The 21,276-nt window shown below is 68.6% G+C and carries 18 protein-coding genes and 1 tRNA gene; 10 read left to right on the top strand and 9 right to left on the bottom strand.

All coding sequences use genetic code 11. The features are described 5' to 3' along the window. The first annotated feature begins 104 nt into the window (after positions 1-104). A complete protein-coding gene (locus tag DOM67_RS06125) occupies positions 105-1,847 on the top strand; it encodes a lysophospholipid acyltransferase family protein (protein WP_110674759.1) in 1,743 nt (580 codons plus the stop codon). 8 nt (positions 1,848-1,855) lie between these two features. Here the strand turns inward: DOM67_RS06125 and DOM67_RS06120 are convergent, their stop codons facing one another. From DOM67_RS06120 to ybaK, 3 genes are all read right to left on the bottom strand, one after another. Further along, positions 1,856-2,407 (bottom strand): TIGR00730 family Rossman fold protein, encoded by a 552-nt coding sequence (locus tag DOM67_RS06120; protein ID WP_157958798.1) that lies wholly within the window; start codon positions 2,405-2,407, stop codon positions 1,856-1,858. 35 nt (positions 2,408-2,442) lie between these two features. Continuing rightward, the gene (locus tag DOM67_RS06115) at positions 2,443-2,964 is read right to left on the bottom strand and encodes a DUF501 domain-containing protein (RefSeq protein ID WP_110674758.1); all 522 of its coding nucleotides are present in this window, start codon (positions 2,962-2,964) and stop codon (positions 2,443-2,445) included. Positions 2,965-3,099: 135 nt separating this feature from the next. Continuing rightward, a complete protein-coding gene (ybaK, locus tag DOM67_RS06110; RefSeq protein WP_110674757.1) occupies positions 3,100-3,570 on the bottom strand; it encodes a Cys-tRNA(Pro) deacylase in 471 nt (156 codons plus the stop codon). Positions 3,571-3,734: 164 nt separating this feature from the next. Here ybaK and DOM67_RS06105 point away from each other — a divergent pair, with 164 nt between their 5' ends. Further along, complete coding sequence (locus DOM67_RS06105; protein ID WP_110674756.1) at positions 3,735-4,031, top strand: hypothetical protein; 297 nt, start codon at positions 3,735-3,737, stop codon at positions 4,029-4,031. A gap of 26 nt (positions 4,032-4,057) precedes the next feature. Here DOM67_RS06105 and DOM67_RS06100 read toward each other — a convergent pair whose 3' ends face one another. Next, positions 4,058-4,507, bottom strand: coding sequence for a hypothetical protein (locus DOM67_RS06100; RefSeq protein WP_110674755.1), 450 nt, complete (start codon positions 4,505-4,507; stop codon positions 4,058-4,060). Between the two features lie 82 nt (positions 4,508-4,589). Here DOM67_RS06100 and DOM67_RS06095 point away from each other — a divergent pair, with 82 nt between their 5' ends. Then, positions 4,590-5,738 (top strand): PatB family C-S lyase, encoded by a 1,149-nt coding sequence (locus DOM67_RS06095; RefSeq protein WP_110674754.1) that lies wholly within the window; start codon positions 4,590-4,592, stop codon positions 5,736-5,738. A 112-nt stretch (positions 5,739-5,850) separates the two neighbouring features. Here DOM67_RS06095 and DOM67_RS06090 read toward each other — a convergent pair whose 3' ends face one another. After that, positions 5,851-6,783: a tetratricopeptide repeat protein gene (locus tag DOM67_RS06090; RefSeq protein ID WP_110674753.1), complete on the bottom strand. Its 933-nt coding sequence runs from the start codon at positions 6,781-6,783 to the stop codon at positions 5,851-5,853. 103 nt (positions 6,784-6,886) lie between these two features. Here DOM67_RS06090 and DOM67_RS06085 point away from each other — a divergent pair, with 103 nt between their 5' ends. Next, positions 6,887-7,672, top strand: a complete 786-nt coding sequence (locus DOM67_RS06085) for a DUF3750 domain-containing protein (RefSeq protein ID WP_110674752.1) — start codon at positions 6,887-6,889, stop codon at positions 7,670-7,672. Between the two features lie 296 nt (positions 7,673-7,968). Here DOM67_RS06085 and DOM67_RS06080 read toward each other — a convergent pair. Both DOM67_RS06080 and DOM67_RS06075 read right to left on the bottom strand, forming a co-directional pair. Beyond that, positions 7,969-8,045: transfer RNA gene (locus tag DOM67_RS06080), tRNA-Met, on the bottom strand. A 28-nt stretch (positions 8,046-8,073) separates the two neighbouring features. Beyond that, complete coding sequence (locus tag DOM67_RS06075; RefSeq protein WP_198651734.1) at positions 8,074-10,773, bottom strand: DUF349 domain-containing protein; 2,700 nt, start codon at positions 10,771-10,773, stop codon at positions 8,074-8,076. Positions 10,774-11,081: 308 nt separating this feature from the next. Here DOM67_RS06075 and minC point away from each other — a divergent pair, with 308 nt between their 5' ends. The 4 genes from minC to sbcB all read left to right on the top strand — a co-directional run bounded on the left by minC (position 11,082) and on the right by sbcB (position 14,538). Then, complete coding sequence (gene minC / locus DOM67_RS06070) at positions 11,082-11,825, top strand: septum site-determining protein MinC (protein ID WP_110674750.1); 744 nt, start codon at positions 11,082-11,084, stop codon at positions 11,823-11,825. A gap of 93 nt (positions 11,826-11,918) precedes the next feature. Beyond that, positions 11,919-12,740 carry a septum site-determining protein MinD gene (minD, locus tag DOM67_RS06065; protein WP_110674749.1) on the top strand — a complete coding sequence of 274 codons (822 nt, stop codon included), beginning with the start codon at positions 11,919-11,921 and terminating at the stop codon, positions 12,738-12,740. Then, positions 12,737-12,991, top strand: a complete 255-nt coding sequence (minE, locus tag DOM67_RS06060; protein WP_035475350.1) for a cell division topological specificity factor MinE — start codon at positions 12,737-12,739, stop codon at positions 12,989-12,991. Before minD ends, minE begins: the two co-directional genes overlap by 4 nt. A gap of 83 nt (positions 12,992-13,074) precedes the next feature. Next, a complete protein-coding gene (gene sbcB, locus DOM67_RS06055; RefSeq protein WP_110674748.1) occupies positions 13,075-14,538 on the top strand; it encodes an exodeoxyribonuclease I in 1,464 nt (487 codons plus the stop codon). A 142-nt stretch (positions 14,539-14,680) separates the two neighbouring features. On the opposite strand, the gene DOM67_RS06050 is transcribed toward sbcB, so the two are convergent. Both DOM67_RS06050 and DOM67_RS06045 read right to left on the bottom strand, forming a co-directional pair. Further along, entirely contained in the window at positions 14,681-17,533 is a 2,853-nt protein-coding gene (locus tag DOM67_RS06050; RefSeq protein ID WP_110674747.1) for an insulinase family protein, read from the bottom strand. A gap of 268 nt (positions 17,534-17,801) precedes the next feature. Then, a complete protein-coding gene (locus tag DOM67_RS06045; RefSeq protein WP_110674746.1) occupies positions 17,802-18,476 on the bottom strand; it encodes an SOS response-associated peptidase in 675 nt (224 codons plus the stop codon). 272 nt (positions 18,477-18,748) lie between these two features. On the opposite strand from DOM67_RS06045, the gene DOM67_RS06040 reads away from it, so the two are divergent. Both DOM67_RS06040 and DOM67_RS06035 read left to right on the top strand, forming a co-directional pair. Beyond that, positions 18,749-19,363 (top strand): TetR-like C-terminal domain-containing protein, encoded by a 615-nt coding sequence (locus DOM67_RS06040; protein WP_110674745.1) that lies wholly within the window; start codon positions 18,749-18,751, stop codon positions 19,361-19,363. Continuing rightward, positions 19,360-21,261 (top strand): MFS transporter, encoded by a 1,902-nt coding sequence (locus DOM67_RS06035; protein ID WP_232825154.1) that lies wholly within the window; start codon positions 19,360-19,362, stop codon positions 21,259-21,261. The genes DOM67_RS06040 and DOM67_RS06035 overlap by 4 nt, the downstream gene beginning before the upstream one ends. Positions 21,262-21,276: the final 15 nt, after the last annotated feature.

Here is a 21,276-nt window from a genome sequence, read left to right as displayed (position 1 = left end):
CTCCATGACGTGATCACCACACTCTAGCAGCCCGGCGATGGCCACGCCGTTGTCATATGTCAGCGCCATGCTGGCAGCCTCCCAAGTGAGAGAGGGGATGGCTCATGATCGACACCGGCACGCTGCTCGAACGACACCTCGGCGGCTTTCGTCGCCTGCCTCTATGGCTGCGGCACTGCACCACGGCGCTGATGCGTCGCCTGATCCACGAGCGTGAGATCAACGACTTCCTGACACGCCACCGCGAGACCCGTGGCTTGGCCTTCGTCGAGCAGGTACTCGACTACTTCCGTCTCGGTTACGCCGTCTCCTCGCGGGAGCGTGAGAATATCCCGGTGTTCGGACGCGTGCTGATCGTCGCCAACCACCCGCTGGGCGCGCTCGATGGGCTGGCGCTGCTGCGCCTGGTGGCCGATGTGCGCAGTGACGTACGAATCGTGGCGAGCTCGATCCTGGCCCAGATCGAACCACTGGCGCCCTGTCTGCTGCCACTGGACAACCTGAACCGGCGCGGCTATCGGCGCAGTCTGGCCGCGATCGAGGCGGCGCTGGATCGCGAGGAAGCGGTGATCGTGTTTCCCGCCGGTGAGGTCTCTCGGGCCGGGCCGCGGGGTATTCGCGACCGCCGCTGGCAGGCCGGGGTCCTCCATCTGGCGCGACGCACCAACGCGCCACTGCTGCCACTGCATGTGGGCGGACGCAACTCCTGGCTGTTCTACGCCCTGGCGGCAGTGCGCGACGAGATCGGGACCCTGCTGCTGCCGCACGAGATGTTCCGCCTGCGCGATCGCCAGCTCCGCGTGCGCATCGGTGACCTGCTGCCGCTGGAGCAACTGGCCCGCGGCGGCCTGCGCTCGGAGGCGACGCTCAAGCTGCTGCGTAAGCACGTCTACCGGCTGGGGCAGGGGCGCAAGGGGCTGTTCCGTGGCGAGGCGGCGATCGCCCATCCGGAGAGCCGGCAGGCGCTGCGTGAAGCGCTGCGTGAGGCGCGCAGGCTGGGCGAGACCAAGGATGGCAAGCAGATTCTATTGGTCGAGGGGCCGCCCCACGGGGTGGTGCTGCGCGAGATCGGTCGGCTGCGCGAGATCGCCTTCCGCCGGGTCGGCGAGGGCACCGGCCGGCGGCGCGATCTCGACGCCTTCGACGACTATTACCGCCACCTGCTGGTGTGGGACGATCGTGATCTGGAGATCGCTGGGGCCTATCGCCTGGGCGAGGCGGGGGCGATTCTCGACGCCCACGGCCCCAGCGGCTTCTACGCCGCGACCCTGTTTCACCTCGAGACGGCACCCTGGGACGAGCTGCGTCACGGGCTCGAGCTCGGCCGCAGCTTCGTCCAGCCGCGCTACTGGGGGCGCCGCAGCCTGGACTATCTGTGGCAGGGGCTGGGCGCCTATCTGCGTCACCATCCGCAGGTGCGCTGGCTGTTCGGCCCCGTCTCGCTATCGGCCGCGCTGCCGCTGCGCGCCCGTGAGCTGGTGATCAGCTACTATCGCCACTACTACGGTGACCCCGAGGAGGGCGTGCGTCCGCGGGCTCCGTTCGTGCTCTCCGACGCCGGGCGAATGGAGGCGGAGCGGCTGTTCGACGGCGGCGATCGTGACGAGGACTTCCGCCGCCTGCGCGAGCAGCTGGAGGCGATGGGGGTGAGCGTGCCGGTGCTCTACAAGCAGTACTGCGAGGTCGCCGAACCCGGGGCAGTACGCTTTCTGGGGTTCGGCGTGGATACCGATTTCGGCTTCTGCGTGGATGGCCTGGTGGTGGTCGACGTCACCCGGCTCAAGCCCGACAAGCGGCGCCGCTATGTCGGCGCCGACGCGGTGACGCCGGCGCTGAGCGCGGACTGAGCCGGAGGTCAGGCGGCCGGATCGCGATCCGCCGCCAGCCGGTCCAGCAACTGCTCGATATCCGTGTCGGCGATCAGCTCGCGGCGGGTGCTGGCGTCCAGGAAACCGTGCTCCACGGTGGTATCGAGGAAATTCAGCAGCCCGGTGTAGAAACCGCCCACGTCGAGCACGCCCACCGGTTTGTGGTGCAGCTGCAGATAGCGCCAGGTCCAGATCTCGAACAGCTCCTCCAGCGTACCGATACCGCCGGGCAGGGCGACGAAGGCATCGGCGTGGGCGGCCATGGTCGCCTTGCGTTCGTGCATGTTGGCGACGCGAATCAGCCGCGTCAGGCCCTGGTGCGACACCTCGCGCTGGACCAGATGCTCGGGCATGACCCCGATCACCTCTCCTCCGGCGGCGAGGCAGGCATCGGCCAGCCGCCCCATCAGACCGTTGCGCGCCCCGCCGTAGACCAGCCCCCAGCCGCGGGCGGCAATGGCCCGGCCAAGCGCCTCGGTCGCGGCGGCGAACTGCGGATGCTTGCCCTCGCGGGAACCCAGATAGACACAGATATGCACGTTGTCGCTCCTTCAGCGATCGGGTGAGACGGCCGTCAGGGGATGGTGGCGGCGACGTCGTAGGTCGCGTCGAGCCAGCGTCCGATGGCGTTGTCGCCGCACAGGTGGTGGGCGTACTGGGTGTGCAGGCAGCGCACCTGATCCCAGTTGGTGATCCCGCCGACGCCACGCTCGCGCATCAGCGGCGCGAAGCCGCGGCGCTCGATCTCCTCGCGCTGGGCGTCACTCATGTAGGACCAGCGCTGGGCAACATAGTCGGCATGGCTGGCGTGGTAACTGGATAGCCATGCCGGGTCCTGCTGCAGGCGTGCCTCCAGCTCCTTGATCACGCCGCTCGCCTCGAGCCGCGAGAGCACGACCTTGAGGCGTTCGCAGGAGAGCCAGTAGAGCGTGGGGAAGGGCGCGTCGTCGACGATCGGCGCCATGCGCAGGACCAGCGGGCGCCCCTGGCTATCGGTGGCGGCGACCGCTTCGAGCCCGCGCGGCGGGCGGCCGAGCTGTTCGGCGATGATCGCCAGCTGGGCCTCGGTCGGAGTCTGATCGGTGCGAATCACCATGCTGGATATCCCGTGTGAGCGTGTGGCAGCGGTGGCGGCGCGTTATCGCCGGGAGCGCGCATGACTGCGGAGAGCGCGCATGATAGTCGGCCCGGGTGGGGCCGGGCAATCGATCATCCCCGGGCCGGTGACGTCTCAGTGCCGTGCCAGCGCCACTGGCGTGGCTTCCAGCAGCGTGATCAGGTCACGGGGGGCCAGTGACAGCTCCAGCCCGCGCTTGCCGGCGCTGACGTGGATCTCGTCGAGGGCGAGGGCGCTGTCGTCGATGAAGCTCGCCAGACGGCGCTTCTGTCCCAGCGGGCTGATGCCGCCGACCAGATAGCCGGTGGCACGCTCGGCCTCGGCCGGGGTGGCCATCTGCGCCTTGCGCGCACCTGCGGCCTTGGCCAGCGCCTTGAGGTCGAGGCTGGCATCGACGGGCACCAGGGCGACCACCAGGCGCCCGTCGTCGAGCCGCGCCAGCAGCGTCTTGAAGATCGTCGCCGGTGGCAGCGCCAGGGCGCGGGCGGCGTCCAGACCGTAGCTCTCCGAGGCGATCTCGACCGAGTAGGCGGTGACCCGATGGGCGACGCCGCGGGATTCGAGCAGACGGACGGCTGGTGTCATGCGCAGTACTCCTGATGCAAGAGAAACGGGGTGATGGAAAACGAGTCAACGGCAAGCGAGACGCGTGGCAACGACACTGGCGTGCCACGGGCCTCCCCCCTAATCTGGAGAGAGAAGCGGCCGGCGCGGGCCGCCCTCTTCAAGCATCGCGTGAACGCCAACCGATGAGCCATGACCGCTGTGGTCTGTGCGGGCGCCGGGCGCCGCTGACCCGCCACCATCTGATTCCCCGCGCGCTGCACCGCAAGCCGCGCTACCGCAAGCGTTACGGGCGCGAGCAGATGCAGACCCGCGTGCTCTGGATCTGTCGGCCGTGCCACTCGCATCTCCATCGCATGCTCAGCGAACGCGAGCTGGCGGACCACTACGCCAGCCGTGAGGCGCTGATGTCCCACCCCGATATCCGCGCTTTCGTCACCTGGCTGGCGGACAAGTCGGACGGTTTCGTGCCCAAGCGCTGAGCGCAGCGACGCTGGTGCCATAAGCCTCAGATCAGGCGCTGGCCGTGGTGGTCCTGCCACGCGTCCTCCAGCACCTCGTGCAGTGGCGCCTGCAAGTGCGCCGGCAGCGCGTCGCGGGCCGCTTCCAGCGAGGGGAAGTCGCGGTTGCGCAACCAGCAGTAGGCCCAGGCGCAGGCCTCGTCGGTGTCCCGCGGCGTGGGCCTGGCGGGCATCTGCACCAGCAGGAACAGCGCCGTGCGTGCGGCCCAGCGCGGCGGTGCGGCATCGCCGCTCCAGACGGTCAGGGTGGCACCGTCCGGCGTGCCGTCGGGATCGCCAAGTTTGGCCAGGCGCGCGGTATCGGCCAGAATCATCGCCAGGCGGTCGGGGTCGGCCTGCCCCAGCAGCAGCCAGTGGCCGACCAGCGCCGAGCTGCCCGCGATCACCCGTGTGTAGAACGGACGTGCGGCACTGTCGCGGCAGAGAGTATCTGTCATTGGCGCTCCTTCACTGCCAGCCGGCGTCTCCCTGAGAAGACGACGGCTGGCCGACAATCATCAACCGGATGAGAACGTTACCGTGAGTTTCGATTTTGCCACGCCGATCGATCGACGGCAGTACCCGACCAAGAAATGGCAGCAGTACGCCGAGGATGTGCTGCCGCTGTGGGTCGCCGACATGGACTTCCATTCGCCGCCTGCGGTGATCGAGGCGCTGAAGCAACGTGTCGACCACGGCGTGTTCGGCTATGCCGATGCCACGCCGGCGCTGCGCGACACCCTCTGCCGCTGGAGCGAGAGCCACTACGGCTGGCAGATCGACGCCGCCTGGCAGTGCTGGGTGCCGGGCGTGGTGCCGGCGCTGCACCTGGCGGCGCTGGCATTCAGCGAGCCCGGTGAGGGCGTGCTCACGGCGACGCCGATCTATCCGCCGTTCCTGAGCGTGGCGCGCTATACCGGGCGCGAAGCGCAGACCTTCGAGCTGGCCCCGCCAGCCACTCCTGACGGCGACTGGCGGCTCGATCTGGATGCCATGGAGGCGGCCATTCGGCCCAATACCCGGGTGCTGCTGTGGTGTCATCCGCACAACCCCACCGGGCGGGTGTGGGATGTCGACGAGCTGCGTGGATTGGCCGAGCTGGCGCGGCGGCACGCGCTGATCGTGGTCTCCGACGAGCTGCACTGCGACCTGATCCTCGATCCGGAGCAGCCGCACCAGCCGCTGGGTCTGCTGTGTCCCGAGCTCGCCGAGCGGTTGATCACCCTCTGGGCGCCCTCCAAGACCTTCAACACCGCCGGGCTCTCGGCGGCCTGCGCGGTGATCGCCGATGACACTCTGCGCGAACGCTTCCAGCGTAGCGCCGCGGGCCTGCTGCCGGGCGTCAACGTGCTCGGGCTGCACGCCGCCGAGGTCGCCTACGCCGAGGGTGAAGCCTGGCGCCAGGCGCTGCTCACCCAACTGCGCGACAATCTGGCCCGACTCGAGCGGCATGTCGCCGGCTGGCCTGGGGTGATGCTGTCACCGCCGCAGTCGACCTATCTGGCGTGGCTGGATCTGCGTGGCAGCGCGCTCGCCGAGTCACCCCAGCAGCGCCTGCTCGAGGAGGCGCGGGTGGCGCTCTCCAACGGCGCCGACTTCGGCTGGCCGGGATTCGTGCGGCTCAACTTCGGCACCCCGAGCGAGACATTGGAAGCGGCATTGGCGCGACTGGATCGGGTCTTGGGCTGACCCGTGTCAGCTCCCTGACGCGCGACACCCGGCGTAGGCCGGGTGTCGCGGGAGACAGCATGGGGCGCGCGGTCAGGTTGCCGTGCCAGCGCAAAGGCTCGGTAGCGGTGGCTCAGTAGAGCATGGCGAACAGCCGGCGGCGGTAGGTGACCGTCAGCGGGTGTTCTGCGCCGAGGGCATCGAAGACCCGCAGCAGGGTCTTGCGAGCGGCGTCGTCGGCGTAGGCACGGTCGGCCTTCATCAGCGCCAGCAGGCCCTCCAGGCCACGTTCGTAGTCACCGTCGGCCACCGCGCGCAGCGCCCGCTGGAAGCGCGCCTCGCTATCCTCCCGCTCGCCCAGGGCTTCGATCTCGGCTGCGCTCGGCGCCTCTTCGCCGAATTCGATACGCGCACGCACGCCGCGCGCCTTGGGCGAGTCACGGTGCTCCGGCGGCAGATTGTCGAGTATCTGCTTGGCATCCTGGCTCTGGCCGGCAGCCACCAGCACGCCGGCGAGGTCGACCTGATAGTCGTGATAGTCCGGATACTGCTGGATCAGCTCCTGGTAGATCGCCTGGGCGGTCTGGGTATCGCCGCTGGCGAGTGCCGCCTGGGCCATCTCCTCAGGGCTCTCGGCGGCGTCGGCCGGTGCTTCGATATACTTGCCCAGCCACTCGCGCACCTGCTTCTCCGGCAGCGCGCCCTGGAACTGGTCGTAGAGCTGGCCTTGCGCGATCAGCTTGACGTCGGGTACCGAGCGCACCCCCAGCTGCGAGGCGATCTGCGGATAGGCCTCGATATCGAGCTTGGCGAGCACGAAGGCGCCGGCGTACTCGTGCGCCAGCTTCTCCAGAATCGGTTTGAGGTTCTTGCACGGCTCGCACCAGTCTGCCCAGCTCTGCAGCAGCACCGGGCGCTGCATCGAGCCCTCCAGCACCACCTGCTGGAAGTTGTCCAGGGTGACGTCGACGATGACGTCCTCCGCCGGGGCTTGCGCCGCGGCGGTGCTGTCCTGGCCGTCGGGGCTGGTGAGCGGTTGGCCTGTGCGGGGATCGACGATTGCCATGAAGAAGTGCCCTTGATGTGCGGTACGGGATTGGCGAGTGTTATGCGGGTCAGCGGCCGGTGATTCAACCCCCGGCGGACCATTTCGAACGGGGGAGCGTCTCATGTCGAGTGCCATCCGCAGCCTGCGCGTCGTTCTCAAACTGCTCTGCGGCGGGCTGTTGCTGCTCCTGTGTCTCCTGCTCGGGCCGGCCTGGCTGCTGCTGTCGCAGCAGGTGGACTGGCGCGGCGACTGGCAGCGCGCCTCGCGCAGCGTCAGCGGGCTGGCGCCGGACCCCGCGACCACGCCGACGGCGCTGGTGCAGGTCTATGCGGCGCGCGCCTTCGCCTGGCGGGGTGCCTTCGGCGTGCATACCTGGATCGCGACCAAGGCCGAGAACGCCGCGCACTATCGGGTCTATCAGGTGGTGAGCTGGCGCCGGCCCACGGTGGAGGTCGCCGTGGCGCAGCCGGACCGGGCCTGGTACGGCAATCCCCCCGAGCTGCTGGCACAGCTGCGCGGGGCGCCGGCGGTGCGAGCCATCACCACCATCGAGCAACTGGTGCCGACCTATCCCGAGGCCGGGCGCTATCGCATCTGGCCTGGGCCCAACAGCAATACCTTCGTCGCCTGGGTGGTGCGTCGGGTGCCGGAACTGACGGTGGATTTTCCGGCCAACGCCATCGGCAAGGATTATCTGCTCGACGGCATACTGGCCCGGGCGCCGTCGCATACCGGCTATCAGCTCTCGCTGGGTGGGCTTTTGGGTGTGACCGCGGCGCGGGAGGAGGGGATCGAGTTCAATCTGCTGGGGCTCGGCGTCGGTGTCGATCTCGATCCGCCGGCACTGCGGCTGCCCGGCATCGGACGCCTGGGAATGGCCCAGCCACCGCTGCGCGGAGAAGAGTGAAGACGTCGAAGAGGCTCGCCAGGGGCTGACATCGAGGCTGACACCAGAGGGGTGCGACCTGGATTTCGGACATCAAAGCCAGGACGCGGGAATCGAGGACACAAAAAAACCGCCGGGAGCGGTTTTGACGTCGGCTCCGCCGACGTCCCGAAGGGTGGCCGCCAGGGAGGGCGGACACAAAAAACCGTCGGGAGCGGTTTTTGACGTCGGCTCTGCCGACGGCCCGTAAGGGTGGCCACCAGGGAAGGTGGACACAAAAAAAGGCCGGTGCCTCGAAAGGCACCGGCCTAATAATTTGGTAGCGGGGGCCGGATTTGAACCGACGACCTTCGGGTTATGAGCCCGACGAGCTACCAGACTGCTCCACCCCGCATCAACGTGGGGCGAATTATACGTAAGTCTTAGCGCGTGTCAACACCTTCGTGACCTGCACGACTCAGCCTACCCAGCAGGGCGTCGAACGAAGAGGCGTAACGTGCCCAGAGCGATGCCTCCAGCGGGGCGATGGTGAACAGCCGCAGCAGCGTCTGCTCGAGCTCCTCCGGCGGTGTCGGCGGGCGCCCCAGGGCGTCGTTGAGGCGTGCCACCTGGACCTCCAGACGCAGTGGCTCGAGGGTCTCGGGGATCGGCTCGCCGGCGAGCAGGCTCAACTGGACCAGGCAGCGCTGTAGCCCCTCTTCGGCGTCGTATGCGCTCAGTGGTGTCTGCATCTGCATCTGCCGCTGTTGCAGGCGCTGGCGCAGCGCGGCTGGCGGCTCGGGATCGAGCGCTTCGCCGGCGATCATCTGTTCCAGCCAGCGGCGATAGTCGGGCCAGGTGCGCGCCTGAGCGACCAGCTCGAGCCGCTCCAGGGTCACCTCGCGGGCATGCACGATGCCCTGCCAGCGCCGCTCCATGCCCTCGCTACGACGGCTGTGCGGCAGCGGCGAGAGGCGCTGAGCTTCCGCCAGGGCGGCATCCAGCACGTCGCGCTCGCCGGCGTGGGTCGGCTGCCAGGCATCGAGCTTGTCGATCAGCGCCTGCATGGCATCGAAGCGCTGCTGCTGGCGTGCCTGCTGCTCGCCGCGCAGCGCATCGCGCGCGGCGAAGATGGTGTCGCAGTGGCTGCGGAACTGGCGCCACAGGGTCTGCTCGACCCCCTTGGGTGCGCGGCCCAGCTCGCGCCAGCGCTGCTGCAGCTGCTTGGCCTGATCGGCGCGCTGCTGCGCCGGCCCCTCCTGTTCGGCGAGGCGCTGGGCCTCGGCCACCAGTTCGCGCTTGTGGCTGGCGTTATCTCCGGCGCGGGCGTCGATCAGCGTCTGCAGGCGCTGGCGCAGCCGCGCGAAGCGCCGGCCCAGGGCAGCGGCGCGGCGCTTGGGCACCGGCCAGTGCTGATCCCACTGCTCCTGGGCGGCATCTCGGATACGTCTCAGGGCGTCGGGGTCGGCATCCTCGGCGGGATTGTCGAGCAGCGTCTCCAACTGCTCGCAGAGTGCTTCACGGCGCGCGAGATTGTCGCGCTCGCGATTGGCGAGCTCGCTCTCCCAGGCAGCCAGCTGGGTGTGCAGGGCGTCGGAGGCGGCGCGAAAGCGCTGCGCCAGCTCGCGGTTGGCGGCGGCATCGCCGAGTTGGCGCCACTCGCGGATCAGCTGTTGATGCCGGCGATGGCGTTCGGCATCGCTCTGCTCGTGCGCCTCGGCCAGCGCCTCGATCGCTGTCAGCAGCTCTTCACGCTTGGGCGCGGCGACGAAGCCGCGCCAGTCGCGCAGCTCGGCGAGCCTGGCGGTGAGTTGCTTCCAGCGCTGCTCGAGTGCGGCGGGCAGCGTGGCAGTACTGGCGTCGAGCTGCTGGCGCAGCTGGCGCTGAATCTGCGCCGCGGGGCGGTAGCGGCCACTCTCGAGTTCGGCTTCGAGCTGGTCGAGCTGGGTGCCGAGTACCTGTTCGTCCCACGCCGGCGCGCTGCTGTCGCGCGCCGCCTCCTGGGGGGCGACGGCGGTCGCCGCCTGGCGCCGCGCATCTTCGACCAGTGCCGTCGGTGGGAGGGTCTTCGGCCAGTCGAGGCGGGCCAGGATCGGCGTGGTGTCGTCACCCTGTTCCAGCGCCTGGCGCAGCTCGGGGTCGAGCTGTGCCAGGCGCTCCCACGCCTGCCACAGCGTCTGTACCCGGTGCTCCAGTTCGGCATGGCGTGCAGCGTAGGCATCACTGACGCCGTAGTCGTCGGAGACCGACTGCCAGCGCTCGCTCTGCAGATGCCAGCGCGAGGCCAGCGCTTCCATCGCTTCGGCGGTCATCGGTTCACTTGCGCTGACGGTATTGAGCGCCTGTTCCAGGGCCTCGAGGATGCCCTCGCGGGTAGCCTGGGCCGCAGCTTTCTCGCGCTTGACCCGTTCCAGTTCGCGGTGATGGTGCTCGTGTTCGGCGATGCGCTGACGGCAGCGCGCGACGGCAATGTCGAAACGCTGGTGCTGGGGCTGGCCGGCGCCGTCGGCGAGGGCTTCCCAGGCCTTCACCCAGTGCTTCAGGCGTGTGTCGTAGGTCGGCTCCCAGGGACGGTGGGCGTGGGCTTCGAGGGCTTCCAGCAGCCGCTCACGCTCGGCGCTGGCGGCGGCCTGCTGCTCGGCATCGGCGCGCTGACGTGCCAGCCGTTCACGGGCCAGCCGTGCCACCTGCTTGTCGCGCTTGGCCTGCTTGACCAGGGTGCTCAGCCCGGCCGGGCTCGACACCCGCTCGGCCGCCGCCAGGCGCACAGCGGCGATACCGTTGTCACTGGCGTGGTGGATCAGCCGCGTCTCATCCTCGATTCTGGCCAGGGCGGTCAGCCGTAGCGTCTGGTTGTCGCCCTGTTCGACCAGCGCATCGAGCAGCGCGTGCTCGTCCACGCTATCTACCAGGGTGAGGCGGCGGGAGAGGTCGAGGGCGGGCATCTCGCGCCCGCCGATCACATCGATCAGGCGCGCCAGCGATTCGGGCGAGGCGGCTTCCCGGTGCCACGCGAGCAGCGTATCGGGATCGCTCAGGCGCGACAGCGCGGCTTGACGTACGCTGGCATCGCTGTCTCGGGATAGCGTCTTGAGCGCGGCGTGGTCGCCGGCATCGAGCTGCAGCGCGGCGTGGGCGCGCACGCTGGGGTCCTGGTGGTCCCAACGCGGGCGCCGCCGACGGGGAGACAGTAGGCGTTGAAAGAGTCCTGGCATGGCAGGTTTGGCATCCTGAAAAACGACGGGCTGGCGGTGGCCGATGCGGCGGGCGGCGTGGCATCGGCGGCAGCCGCCTATCTAACCATTTGACGGCCCGCGGTAAAAGAGTGTTGGGCTATGGGCGTCGGCCGTCGGCGACACCTGACAAAAGGTCTAGCTGGCCTTATGATCGGTTGCAGCGGTAGACGCCCTCGCATAGCGTAACCCCTATTTCCCCGCTGCGGAGTTCGGTCATGAGTCTCAACAGGGATCGGGCAGAGACTGCCTTCACGTTCAAAGGTGGCATGCTGCCCATGACGGTCATGGAGTTGACCAGCGGCGACCCGGAGCGCGTACGCGCCCAGCTGGCCGGCAAGGTCAGCCAGGCCCCCGCCTTCTTCCAGCACACGCCGGTGGTGCTCAGCGTCGAGCGGCTCGACGAGCCGCACCTGGCGCTGGAACGTATCTGCGCCGTGTGCCGCGCGCACAAGCTGCTGCCGGTGGCGGTGCGCGGCGGTCCCGATCCCGTCAAGCAGTCCGCCTGGGCGCTTGGCCTGGGCTGGTTTCCGCCGCAGGAGAGCCGCCCCAAGGCGGTCGAGGCCAGCCCGGCCGAGCCGGTGGTGGAGGTCGAGACCGAGCTGCCGCTGCCGGTTGCCGAGGGAGGGCAGACCGGCGGGCGCATCCATCGCGGCACGGTCCGCTCGGGCCAGCAGGTATCGGCGCCAGAGGGCGATCTGGTGGTGATCGGCGCGGTCAATCCGGGGGCAGAGGTGCTCGCCGCGGGTAGCGTGCACGTCTACGGGCCGCTGCGCGGGCGTGCCCTGGCAGGTATCCATGGTGATCGCGAGGCGGGCATCTTCTGCCATGACCTGCATGCGGAGCTGCTCTCGGTGGCGGGTACCTACAAGCGTCTCGAGGACATCGACCCGCGCATGCTTGGGGCGAGCGTCCAGGTGCAGCTCAGGGAAGATCAGCTGCGCATCTCGGCCCTGACCTGAAGCGGCAGGGCCGAGCGGCGCCGAAAACGATAAGGTGTCTCCCCGCTGCGGGCGGGCGTGATCAACAATCTATCGGGTAACAGGAAGTTCATCTTGGCCAAGATCATCGTTGTAACCTCCGGTAAGGGTGGCGTCGGCAAGACGACCAGCGCAGCGGCCATTGCCACGGGACTGGCCTTGCGCGGCAACAAGACCGTGGTCATCGACTTCGACGTGGGGCTGCGTAACCTCGATCTGATCATGGGTTGCGAGCGGCGCGTGGTCTATGACCTGGTCAATGTCATCCAGGGCGAGGCGGGCCTCAACCAGGCGTTGATCCGCGACAAGCGCACCGAGAACCTGCATATCCTTCCCGCCTCTCAGACCCGCGACAAGGATGCGCTGACCCTCGAGGGTGTCGAGAAGGTGCTCAACGATCTCGCCGAGGATTTCGACTACATCATCTGCGACTCCCCGGCGGGGATCGAGCGTGGCGCCCAGCTGGCGATGTACTTCGCCGACGAGGCGGTGGTGGTGACCAACCCCGAGGTCTCCTCGGTGCGCGACTCCGACCGTATCCTCGGGCTCTTGTCGTCGAAGTCGCGGCGCGCCGAGCAGAATCGTGAGCCGGTCAAGGAGCACCTGCTGATCACGCGCTACAACGCCAACCGGGTCGACGACGGCGACATGCTCAACCTGGAGGATATCCGCGAGATCCTGGCGATCGAGCTGATCGGCCTGATCCCCGAGTCGGAAGCGGTGCTGCGCGCCTCCAACCAGGGTGTGCCGGTGGTCCACGACGACAACAGCGACGCCGGTCAGGCGTATCTGGACACGGTTGCGCGGCTGATGGGTGAAGAGGTGCCGCTGCGTTTCCATGCGGCGCAGAAGCGGAGCCTGATCTCGCGCATGTTCGGAGGAGGGGGCCGCCGGTGAGACTACTCGACTTTCTCAAGGGTGAACGCAAGAAGTCCGCGTCGGTCGCCAAGGAGCGACTGCAGATCATCGTCGCGCACCAGCGCGGCCAGCGCGGCCAGCCCGACTACATGCCGATGCTGGAGCAGGAGCTGCTGGAGGTGATCCGGCGCTATGTCCAGGTCGACCAGGATGCGATCAGCATCAGCCTCGACAGCGACAACGACTGCTCGGTGCTCGAACTCAACGTGACCCTGCCCAACCGCGATTGAGCCGCCACCGAATCGCGCCCCGGGGGCATGAGTCGCGCCCGGGCGTGTGCTAGGCTTGCGCTTTTGCGCAGGCGGAGAGCGGTATGGCCAAGGCCAAGGCGGCACTGACTTTTCTGTGGCACGACTACGAGACCTTCGGCGCCGATCCCCGGCGCCACCGCGCCTCGCAGTTCGCGGCCATTCGCACCGACGCCGACTTCAATCCGATCGGCGAGCCGCTGACCCTCTATGCGCGCCCCGCGGATGACGACCTGCCGCACCCCCAGGCCTGTTTGATCACCGGTATCACGCCCCAGGCGGCGCTGCGCCGGGGCCTGCCCGAGGCGGAATTCGCCGCGCGCATTCTGGCCGAGATGAGCGTGCCGGGCACCTGCTCGCTGGGCTACAACAGCCTGCGCTTCGACGACGAGGTGAGTCGTCATCTGTTCTACCGCAATCTCTTCGACCCTTACGCCCGCGAGTGGCAGAACGGCAACTCGCGCTGGGATCTGATCGATGCGGTGCGCGCCTTCTACGCGCTGCGCCCGGACGGCATCGAGTGGCCGCAGCGCGAGGATGGCGCGCCCAGTTTCAAGCTCGAGCACCTCACCGCCGCCAACGGTATCGAGCACGCCGGGGCCCACGATGCGCTGGCCGACGTGCGCGCGACCATCGCCCTGGCGCAACGGCTGCGGGCGGCCAATCCCAAGTTCTTCGAGCATCTGCTGTCGCTGCGCGACAAGCGCCGGGTCGCGACGCTGCTCGATGTCGAGGCGCGCAAGCCGATGCTGCACGTGTCGCGGCGCTACCCGGCGAGCCGCGGCTGCAGCGCGCTGGTGGTGCCGCTGGCCAAGCATCCCAGCAATCCCAACGGGGTGATCGTCTACGATCTGGCGGTGGACCCGGCGCCGCTGGCGTCGCTGTCGCTGGAGGAGATCAAGGCGCGACTGTTCGTCAGCGAGAGCGAACTGGCCGAGGGCGAGTCGCGCATTCCGCTCAAGGTGGTGCATCTCAACCGTAGCCCGGTGCTGCTGCCGATCGCCGCGGTGGACGCCACGGTGGCCGAGCGCCTGAGCATCGATCGCGCCCTGTGCGAGCGTCACTGGCAGACCCTGCTGCAGAACCCGGAGGCCGCCAGCAAGGCGGCTGCGGCCTTTGCCGATGGGCCCGCCGAGCCGCCGCGAGACCCCGACCTGATGCTCTACTCCGGCGGTTTCTTCTCGCCGCATGACCGTCAGGCGATGGAGCGGGTCCACGCCACGCCGCCGGAGGCGCTGGGCCAGACCGGCTTCGCCTTCCAGGATCCGCGGCTGGAGGAGATGCTGTTCCGCATGCGTGCACGCAGCTATCCAGAGACGCTGGAGAGCGAGGAGAAGGCGCAGTGGGAGGCCTTCCGCTGGTCGCGGATGAACGATCCGCAGAGCGGCGCCTTTACCCTCAAGGAGTTCGCGCGTGAGATCGAACGGCTCAACCAGACCGCGCTCGACGCGCGCGAGCGTCAGGTGCTCGAAGAGCTGGTGATGTACGTCGAGTCGATCATGCCGGAGCAGGCCTTCGACGCTTATTGATGGCGGGCGCTGCCATCCATCGTCGCAGCAGCCGATGAAGACGTCCGCGTACTGCCTGCCCGCACGATAGCGATCACCATCACACGATGCACAGCGCCCCGGCCATGGCCGGGGCGCTGCGTTGTCGTGGGTGGGTGATCGCTCAGCGCGGCAGCGGGGTGAAGCCGCGGGTCAACGCATCCACGTCGCTGGCCTGGTCGCCGGGATCGGCGGTGATGCGCAGGGCCGGATGCTGGCGCAGCGCCTGCCACACCTGCTCGAGCGCCTGTGGGGTGACCTCGGCTACCGCCGCGGCGAGATGGCGGCGACGCTCGAAGTCGACCTCCGGGTAGGCCAGGTTCTGCCACAGGCGGTTGGCGCGCTCCTCCAGCGACTGATCGCGGGTCAGCAACTGTTGGCGTACCGCCTCGCGGTAGGGCGCTAGCTCACTCGCATCGAGCGCGCGGATGCGCTGATCGAAGTGTGTCAGGAAGGCGTCCATGCGCGCGTCGATCTTGGTGCTGTCGGCACTCGGGGACTGCACCAGCAGGCTCAGCCCGGGAGCATCGAGCAGCGGTGCGTAGCCGGCGTTGACGATATAGCCGAGCTGCTCGTCGGTGCGCAGCTGGGCGAAGAAGGGCGGGCCGATCAGTTGACCGAGCACGGCCAGGCGCGCCTGGCTGGCCAGCGAGCGGTCAGGGCCCTGGAGATAGCGCAATACCGCCGAATCGTCGCGGGCCGTGTTGGGATGCAGCACCGGGGCATCGGCCGGGACCTCGAGCGCGGTGAGCGGCGGAATGTCGTCGGCGTGCAGCCGCGGCTGCAGCGCGTTGGCCACCAGCAGGCCTTCGCGTTGCGCCAGCTCGGCATCCAGGTTACCCACCGCCAGGCCCTGCAGGTAGAGCTGGCTGAGGAAGCGTGTGCGATAGTCGCGCACATCCTGCAGGTCGATCTCGTCGAGCGCCGCGAGCATGTTGCGGGTGCTGATCTGCGGGCGCATCAGCGCCTCGCCCAGGGTGCGCTGCATCTGCTGGTAGAGTGCATCCTGGGGCGCGTTGCGCCAGCTGCGCGCCAGCCCCTGCTTGACCCGGGTGAGGCTGTCGGCGCTGATCTCGCCGTGCTGGAGCTGCTCGATCACGGTCTGCATCAGACGCGCCTGGTGGTCGCGCCAGCCGGAAAAGGCCAGGGTGATGCCACGGCCGTGGGCATAGGCGACGAACTCCTGGCCCGCCAGCGAGGCGGGGTAGAAGCGCTCGTTGAGCCCATCGTTGAGCCAGCCCGCCAACAGCCGCGTGAGCACGGCATGGCGCGCATCGCTGGCGGCCTGCGGGGACTGCAGACTGAAGCGCCACTCGACCCGGGGGGCGCCGAAATCGCTGTCCGCCTGGTGCCAGAGCTCGACACTCGGGGTGTCGACGAGGTGCTCGGGGGCGGCGGCGGGAAAGGTCTCGACGCTCAGGTCGTCGGCAATATAGGGATTGGGCTCGGGCAGCCCGAGGCCGTCGAGGGGTTGCGCCTCAGGCCACTGGGAGACCCGCGTCAGGGTATAGGGCGCGCCAAAGTAGGGCGTGGTGTGGTCGCCCTCGACCTCGGGGCCGCTATAGACCCGCAGCAGGTTGTCCGGGGTGAGCCGGTCGAGCAGCGCGGTGATGGCCGCAGGGTCGAAGCGATCCATGCGATAGGGCGCATACTGCACGTCGGCGAGGGGATAGTAGGCGAGGCTCATGGCCAGGTTGCTCACCGTCTGGATCGGCTCCTGGCGCTGCTGGAAACGGAACGACTGCTGCGCCAGGTCGGCCTGCTCGCGATAGCGCCATGCGTCCACGCCCTGGTCACGCAGACGCTGGATCTGATCGAACAGGCTGGCCTGGATCTGGTCGAGATGTGCGACACCTTCGGCGGTGAGGCTGATCGAGACGTCGAACAGGGCGTGGCGGCCGTCGGCCTCGCGGGTGCCGGCGGAGAGCCCGTCGGCCCAGCCCTGGCGACGCAGCGCGGCGAGCAGGCTGCCCTCGCCCTCGTGGCCGAGGAGGTTGGCGACGTAGGCATCGGGCTTGTCGGCATAATCGTCGATGGGGTCGGCGATCGGGAACAGGAACTCGACGCGCTGACGGCTCTCGTGGGTCTTGACCCGCAGGCGCGCAGGCAGCTGGCCGGGCAGCGCCAGCGGGGTGTCGATCTCGGGGCGCGAGAGGTCGTGATCGGCGATCGCCGCGAAGCGGCTGCGGACCTCCTGTTCCAGCGTGTCCAGCGAGGCGGGGGCGAGCACCGCCAGGTGCATCACGTTGGCATCGTAGTGGGCACGGTAGAAGTCGACCAGCGCCTGGCGCAGCGGGCGCTGGTCGCTGTTGAGGGTGTCGAGGTTGCCGACCGAGAAGTGGTTGATCGGATGCTCGGGGTTGAGCACCTTGCCCAGCGCCTCGGCGATGCCGCGGGCATCGTCGGCGCGGCGCGCCTGGTACTCCGAGTTCACCGCGTGGCGTTCACGGTCGACGTAGTCCGGGTTGAACTGGGGCGAGACGAAGAACTGGGCGAAGCGATCCAGCGCCTCGGGGAAGGCCTGAGGGTCGACATCGAAATAGAAATTGGTGTCCTGGGCCGCGGTGAAGGCGTTGTGCGAGCCGCCGTTGCGCTGGATGAAGCTCTGGTAGCCGTCGGGGTCAGGATAGCCCGCGGTGCCCAGAAACAGCATGTGCTCGAGGAAGTGCGCCAGCCCCGGCATGTCGGCGGGGTCGTTGTCGCTGCCCACCGAGACATCCATGGCCGCCGCCGCCTTGTCGGCCTGGGGATCGCTGATCAGCAGCACCTCGAGCCCGTTGGCGAGGGTGAAGGCGCGGTAGGCGCGGCTGTCGTTGGGGCTCTGGATCGGCGCGTCGCCGGTCGCTGGCGGCGCCTCGGCGGTGGCTGTCTCGGGCGTTGGCGTCGCGGCGGCCTGGCAGACGCCGAGCAGGGTCATGAGGCCGAGTCCGGCCAGCCAGGCGCAGGCGGACGCGCGCGATATCCGGGGGTGAGGCATGAATGCTCCCTGTCTGTCTAAGAGGGTGTTCACAAAAGGTTTGCGCGGACTCGGCGTCCCCAACGAATCGCTGTATTGCAGGGTAGTGGTGCGCCAGCCCGGTCGAACACTCGCCTAACCCCATGTTATGTCTCGTGCGACGCGTTGCTTCGAGTCTGCGTTCCATGCGCCTTGCGCTTCATCTCGCTCGTCGATGTATTCAGCGTTTCCCTAAGTGGGCGCAATCGGAAATGAGTCGAACACGATGTGCCAAACAACCACGTGCGCGCTAGGCGGACCACACCTGCATCGGGCCGGTGGGATAGGCGCACGCCCAATCCTGGCGAGCCGGATCGTTGATCCGCTTGGAGACCGGAAAGGCGCCCAGAAGTTCCGGCGGCGCCGGGGTCAGCCACTCCCGCGCCTGGGCCGCCGACGTCGCCTCGGCCAGCCAGGTGTCCAGGGCTGCCAGGGGAATGATCGCCGGCAGGCGGTCGGTGAGCGCGCCGAGGAAGGTCGAGGTGGGCACCGTGATCAGGGCGAAGGAGTCACGCTCGGGGCCGTGGTCCTGGCGGTAGCGGGTCCACAGGCCGGCCAGCAGCAGCGGCGCGCGCTCGGTCTGGGTCACCAGATAGGGCTGCTTGCCGCGCACGCTCTGCTGCCACACGAAGACCCCGGTCACCGGGACCACGCAGCGCCGGGTGGCGAACGCCTCGCGGAACATCGGGCGGCTCTCCAGCGATTCCGCACGGGCGCAGTGCGGGGCATTGTCGAGCACTTCCAGCCACTCGGGCGTCAGGCCCCAGAAAGCGTCGCACAGCCGCGTGCTGTCGGCTTCCCGGCGCAGGATGGAGGTCCACTGCCGCGGTGCCACGTTGGGGCTCAGACGCGGCCGCTGGAGGTGGCCCACCGTCGCCAGCGACGGATGGCGCGTCCAGTCGTCGATATGTAGGCGACCGGCCATGATCTCTCCCGGGGTGATGAATCGAGTGCGTTGAATCGAGGGCGTTGCCAGCGTTGGGCGGAGTCTAGCACGCCGGCCCTGGCGGGGCCTCGTCGCGATGCCGACGGCGCTGGCAAAAGCCTCGCGAAATCGATGTGTTAGCCGTATGGACGCTTGCGTTTGCAGAGATTACCGATATGCTGGGAAACGCTGTTCGATTTTAAATCGACAACAACATTCCCGCACCCGGCGGGGCGTAACAGCGACTCATGATTTTCCGAGCGAGGGATTCGATGGCTCGACCCCGACAGCACGCGCCCGAGGCGCTTCATGCCCAGGTGATGGCGGCATGTGATGCCTGGTTGCAGGGCAATTCGGTGCATACGCTGTCGCTGCGTTCGCTGGCGCGGGACGTGGGCTGCGCGCCGAGCACACTGCTCAAGCTCTACGGCAGCTTCAGCAATCTGCTGCAGTACGTCAACATCGAGACCCTCGATCGTATGGGCGCGGCGGTTGCCGGGCTCGAGGAGGCCGAGCCGGAGCCGCAGCTCAAGGCGCTGGCCACCGCCTACTGGCAGTACGCCCATCACGAGCCCTATCGCTGGCAGATGCTGTTCGAGTATCCGCTGGCGGAAGAGGGTGAACTCGACGAACGCCAGAACCATATCATCGAGGCGCTGTTCGTGCGCGTCGAGGCGGCGCTGCGGCGGCACCAGCCGGCGCTCTCCGCGGTCGAGGCGCGGCGGATGGCGCGCACCCTGTGGGGCAGCGTGCACGGCCTGGTACAGCTGGGGCTCAATGACCGCCTCGGCTACTGGCAGGGTCAGCCGATGGAGGTCGGCGAACTGCTCGACCAACTGCTCTCGACCACCCTGCGCGGCCTGCGGCACCTGCCGGACGCAACGTGAGCCGTGCGCTGCTCGCGCGACGCCGCTTCGCGCCCTTCTTCTGGACCCAGGCGCTCGGCGCCTTCAATGACAACCTGTTCAAGAACGTCCTGCTGCTGCTGCTGACCTTCGTCGCCGTGCCGCGCTACGGCTGGGACACGGGTCTGCTCACCAATCTGGCGGCGGGGCTGTTCATCCTGCCGTTCTTCCTGTTCTCCGCCTGGGGCGGCACCCTCGCCGATCATCTCGACAAGCAGCGCCTGGTGCGCCGGCTCAAGCTGCTCGAGCTGGTGACCATGCTCGCCGCGGCCGCGGCGGTGTGGTTCGAGCTATTCGCGCTGCTGCTGGCGTTGCTGTTCATGATGGGCACCCAGTCGGCGCTGTTCGGGCCAGTCAAGTACGCCATCCTGCCGCAGCATCTGGCGGCGACCGAGCTGGTCAAGGGCAATGCCTGGGTCAACCTGGGCACCTTCGTCTCGATTCTGCTCGGCACGCTGCTGGCTGGGGTGCTGGCGTCCCTCGATGGCGCCCTGGGCCGTGCGGCGATCGCGCTGGCCCTGGTCGCCGTGGCGCTGGCCGGGCTGGTGGCCAGTTTCGGAGTGCCACCGGCGCCGCCCAGCGCCACCGGCCGGGTCGCCTGGCGTCCGCTCTCGGGCACCCTCGAGGTGATGCGCGACGGGCTGCGCGGGCGCCGCCTGCGTCTGGCGCTGATCGGTATCAGCTTCTTCTGGTTCCTGGGCGCCTGCTATCTGACCCAACTGCCAGCCTGGGTACGCGATGTCGCCCACGGCGAGGAGGGTGCGGTCAGCTTCCTGCTCGGCGCCTTCGCACTCGGGGTGGGCGCCGGCGCGCTGCTGTGCGCGCGGCTCTCGGCCGGGCGCCTGGAGCTGGGGCTGGTGCCGGTCGGGGTGCTGGTGATCGGGGTCGCGGGAATCGAGCTGGCGGGAACGGCGGTGTCGGCCCAGGCGCCACTGCCGCTGGTCACGCTCCTGGGCAATACCGAGTTCTGGCGCATGAGCACGCTGCTGGCACTGGTCGGCCTGGGTGGCGGGCTCTACAGCGTGCCGCTCTACACCTTGATGCAGCTGGCCAGCCCCGAGGCGCACCGGGCGCGCATGATCGCTGCCAACAACATTCTCAACGCGCTGTTCATGATCGGCTCGGCGCTGTTCGGGATCGTCGTGCTCAGCCTGCTGTCACTCTCGCTGGCGACGCTGTTCTACTGCCTGGGTTGGGTCGCGCTGCTGGTGGGTATCGGCCTGCTGATCTGCAACCCGCGCCCGGCGCTGCGCTTGTCGATCTTCGTGCTGGTGCGTCTGCTCTACCGGCTGCGCTTTCGCGGTCGCCACCATATCCCCGCCACCGGCCCGGCGCTGGTGGTGTGCAACCACGTCAGCTTCATGGATGCGCTGGTCCTCGGCGGTGCCTGCCCACGGCCGCTGCGCTTCATGATGGACCGGCCGATCTACGAGTCGCCCTGGCTCAACTGGTTCTTCCGTATCGCCGGTGCCATCCCGGTGGACTCCGATCGGCGCGATCCGGGCGGCGTGCGCCGCGCCCTCGACGAGGTCAGCCGGGCGCTGTGCCACGATGAGGTGGTGATGATCTTTCCCGAGGGGCGATTGACGCCGGATGGTGAAGTGCACGCCTTCCGTCGCGGTCTGGAACTGGTGCTGGCGCGCAATCCGGTGCCGGTGGTGCCGGCGGCGCTTGGCGGGCTGTGGGGGTCATGGACCTCCAACTGCGGCGGCAAGGCGTTGAGCAAGTGGCCACGCCGGGTGCGCGCCCGGGTGATCCTCGCCTTCGACGAGCCGGTCAATGCCCGTGAGGCGACCCGGGGGCTGCTCGAGACACGGGTGCGGGAACTCAAGCAGCGCGCCGATGAAGAGCTGGCCCAGCGTCGCGGTGGTCTGATCTGATCCCTTCGCCGGTCC

The sequence above is a fragment of the Salinicola sp. RZ23 genome, assembly GCF_003206675.1.
GTDB classification, from domain to species: domain Bacteria; phylum Pseudomonadota; class Gammaproteobacteria; order Pseudomonadales; family Halomonadaceae; genus Salinicola; species Salinicola endophyticus.
The sequence above is the reverse complement of the archived record's forward strand: the minus strand, read 5'-3'. Positions and strand labels throughout refer to the sequence as shown.

Excerpts from the sequence above, each read along its gene's own strand:
- DOM67_RS06125 (WP_110674759.1), top strand. The coding sequence starts at position 105 with ATGATCGACACCGGCACGCTGCTCGAACGACACCTCGGCGGCTTTCGT.
- DOM67_RS06115 (WP_110674758.1), bottom strand. The coding sequence starts at position 2,964 with ATGGTGATTCGCACCGATCAGACTCCGACCGAGGCCCAGCTGGCGATC.
- ybaK (WP_110674757.1), bottom strand. The coding sequence starts at position 3,570 with ATGACACCAGCCGTCCGTCTGCTCGAATCCCGCGGCGTCGCCCATCGG.
- DOM67_RS06105 (WP_110674756.1), top strand. The coding sequence starts at position 3,735 with ATGAGCCATGACCGCTGTGGTCTGTGCGGGCGCCGGGCGCCGCTGACC.
- DOM67_RS06100 (WP_110674755.1), bottom strand. The coding sequence starts at position 4,507 with ATGACAGATACTCTCTGCCGCGACAGTGCCGCACGTCCGTTCTACACA.
- DOM67_RS06090 (WP_110674753.1), bottom strand. The coding sequence starts at position 6,783 with ATGGCAATCGTCGATCCCCGCACAGGCCAACCGCTCACCAGCCCCGAC.
- DOM67_RS06085 (WP_110674752.1), top strand. The coding sequence starts at position 6,887 with ATGTCGAGTGCCATCCGCAGCCTGCGCGTCGTTCTCAAACTGCTCTGC.
- minC (WP_110674750.1), top strand. The coding sequence starts at position 11,082 with ATGAGTCTCAACAGGGATCGGGCAGAGACTGCCTTCACGTTCAAAGGT.
- sbcB (WP_110674748.1), top strand. The coding sequence starts at position 13,075 with ATGGCCAAGGCCAAGGCGGCACTGACTTTTCTGTGGCACGACTACGAG.
- DOM67_RS06050 (WP_110674747.1), bottom strand. The coding sequence starts at position 17,533 with ATGCCTCACCCCCGGATATCGCGCGCGTCCGCCTGCGCCTGGCTGGCC.
- DOM67_RS06045 (WP_110674746.1), bottom strand. The coding sequence starts at position 18,476 with ATGGCCGGTCGCCTACATATCGACGACTGGACGCGCCATCCGTCGCTG.
- DOM67_RS06040 (WP_110674745.1), top strand. The coding sequence starts at position 18,749 with ATGGCTCGACCCCGACAGCACGCGCCCGAGGCGCTTCATGCCCAGGTG.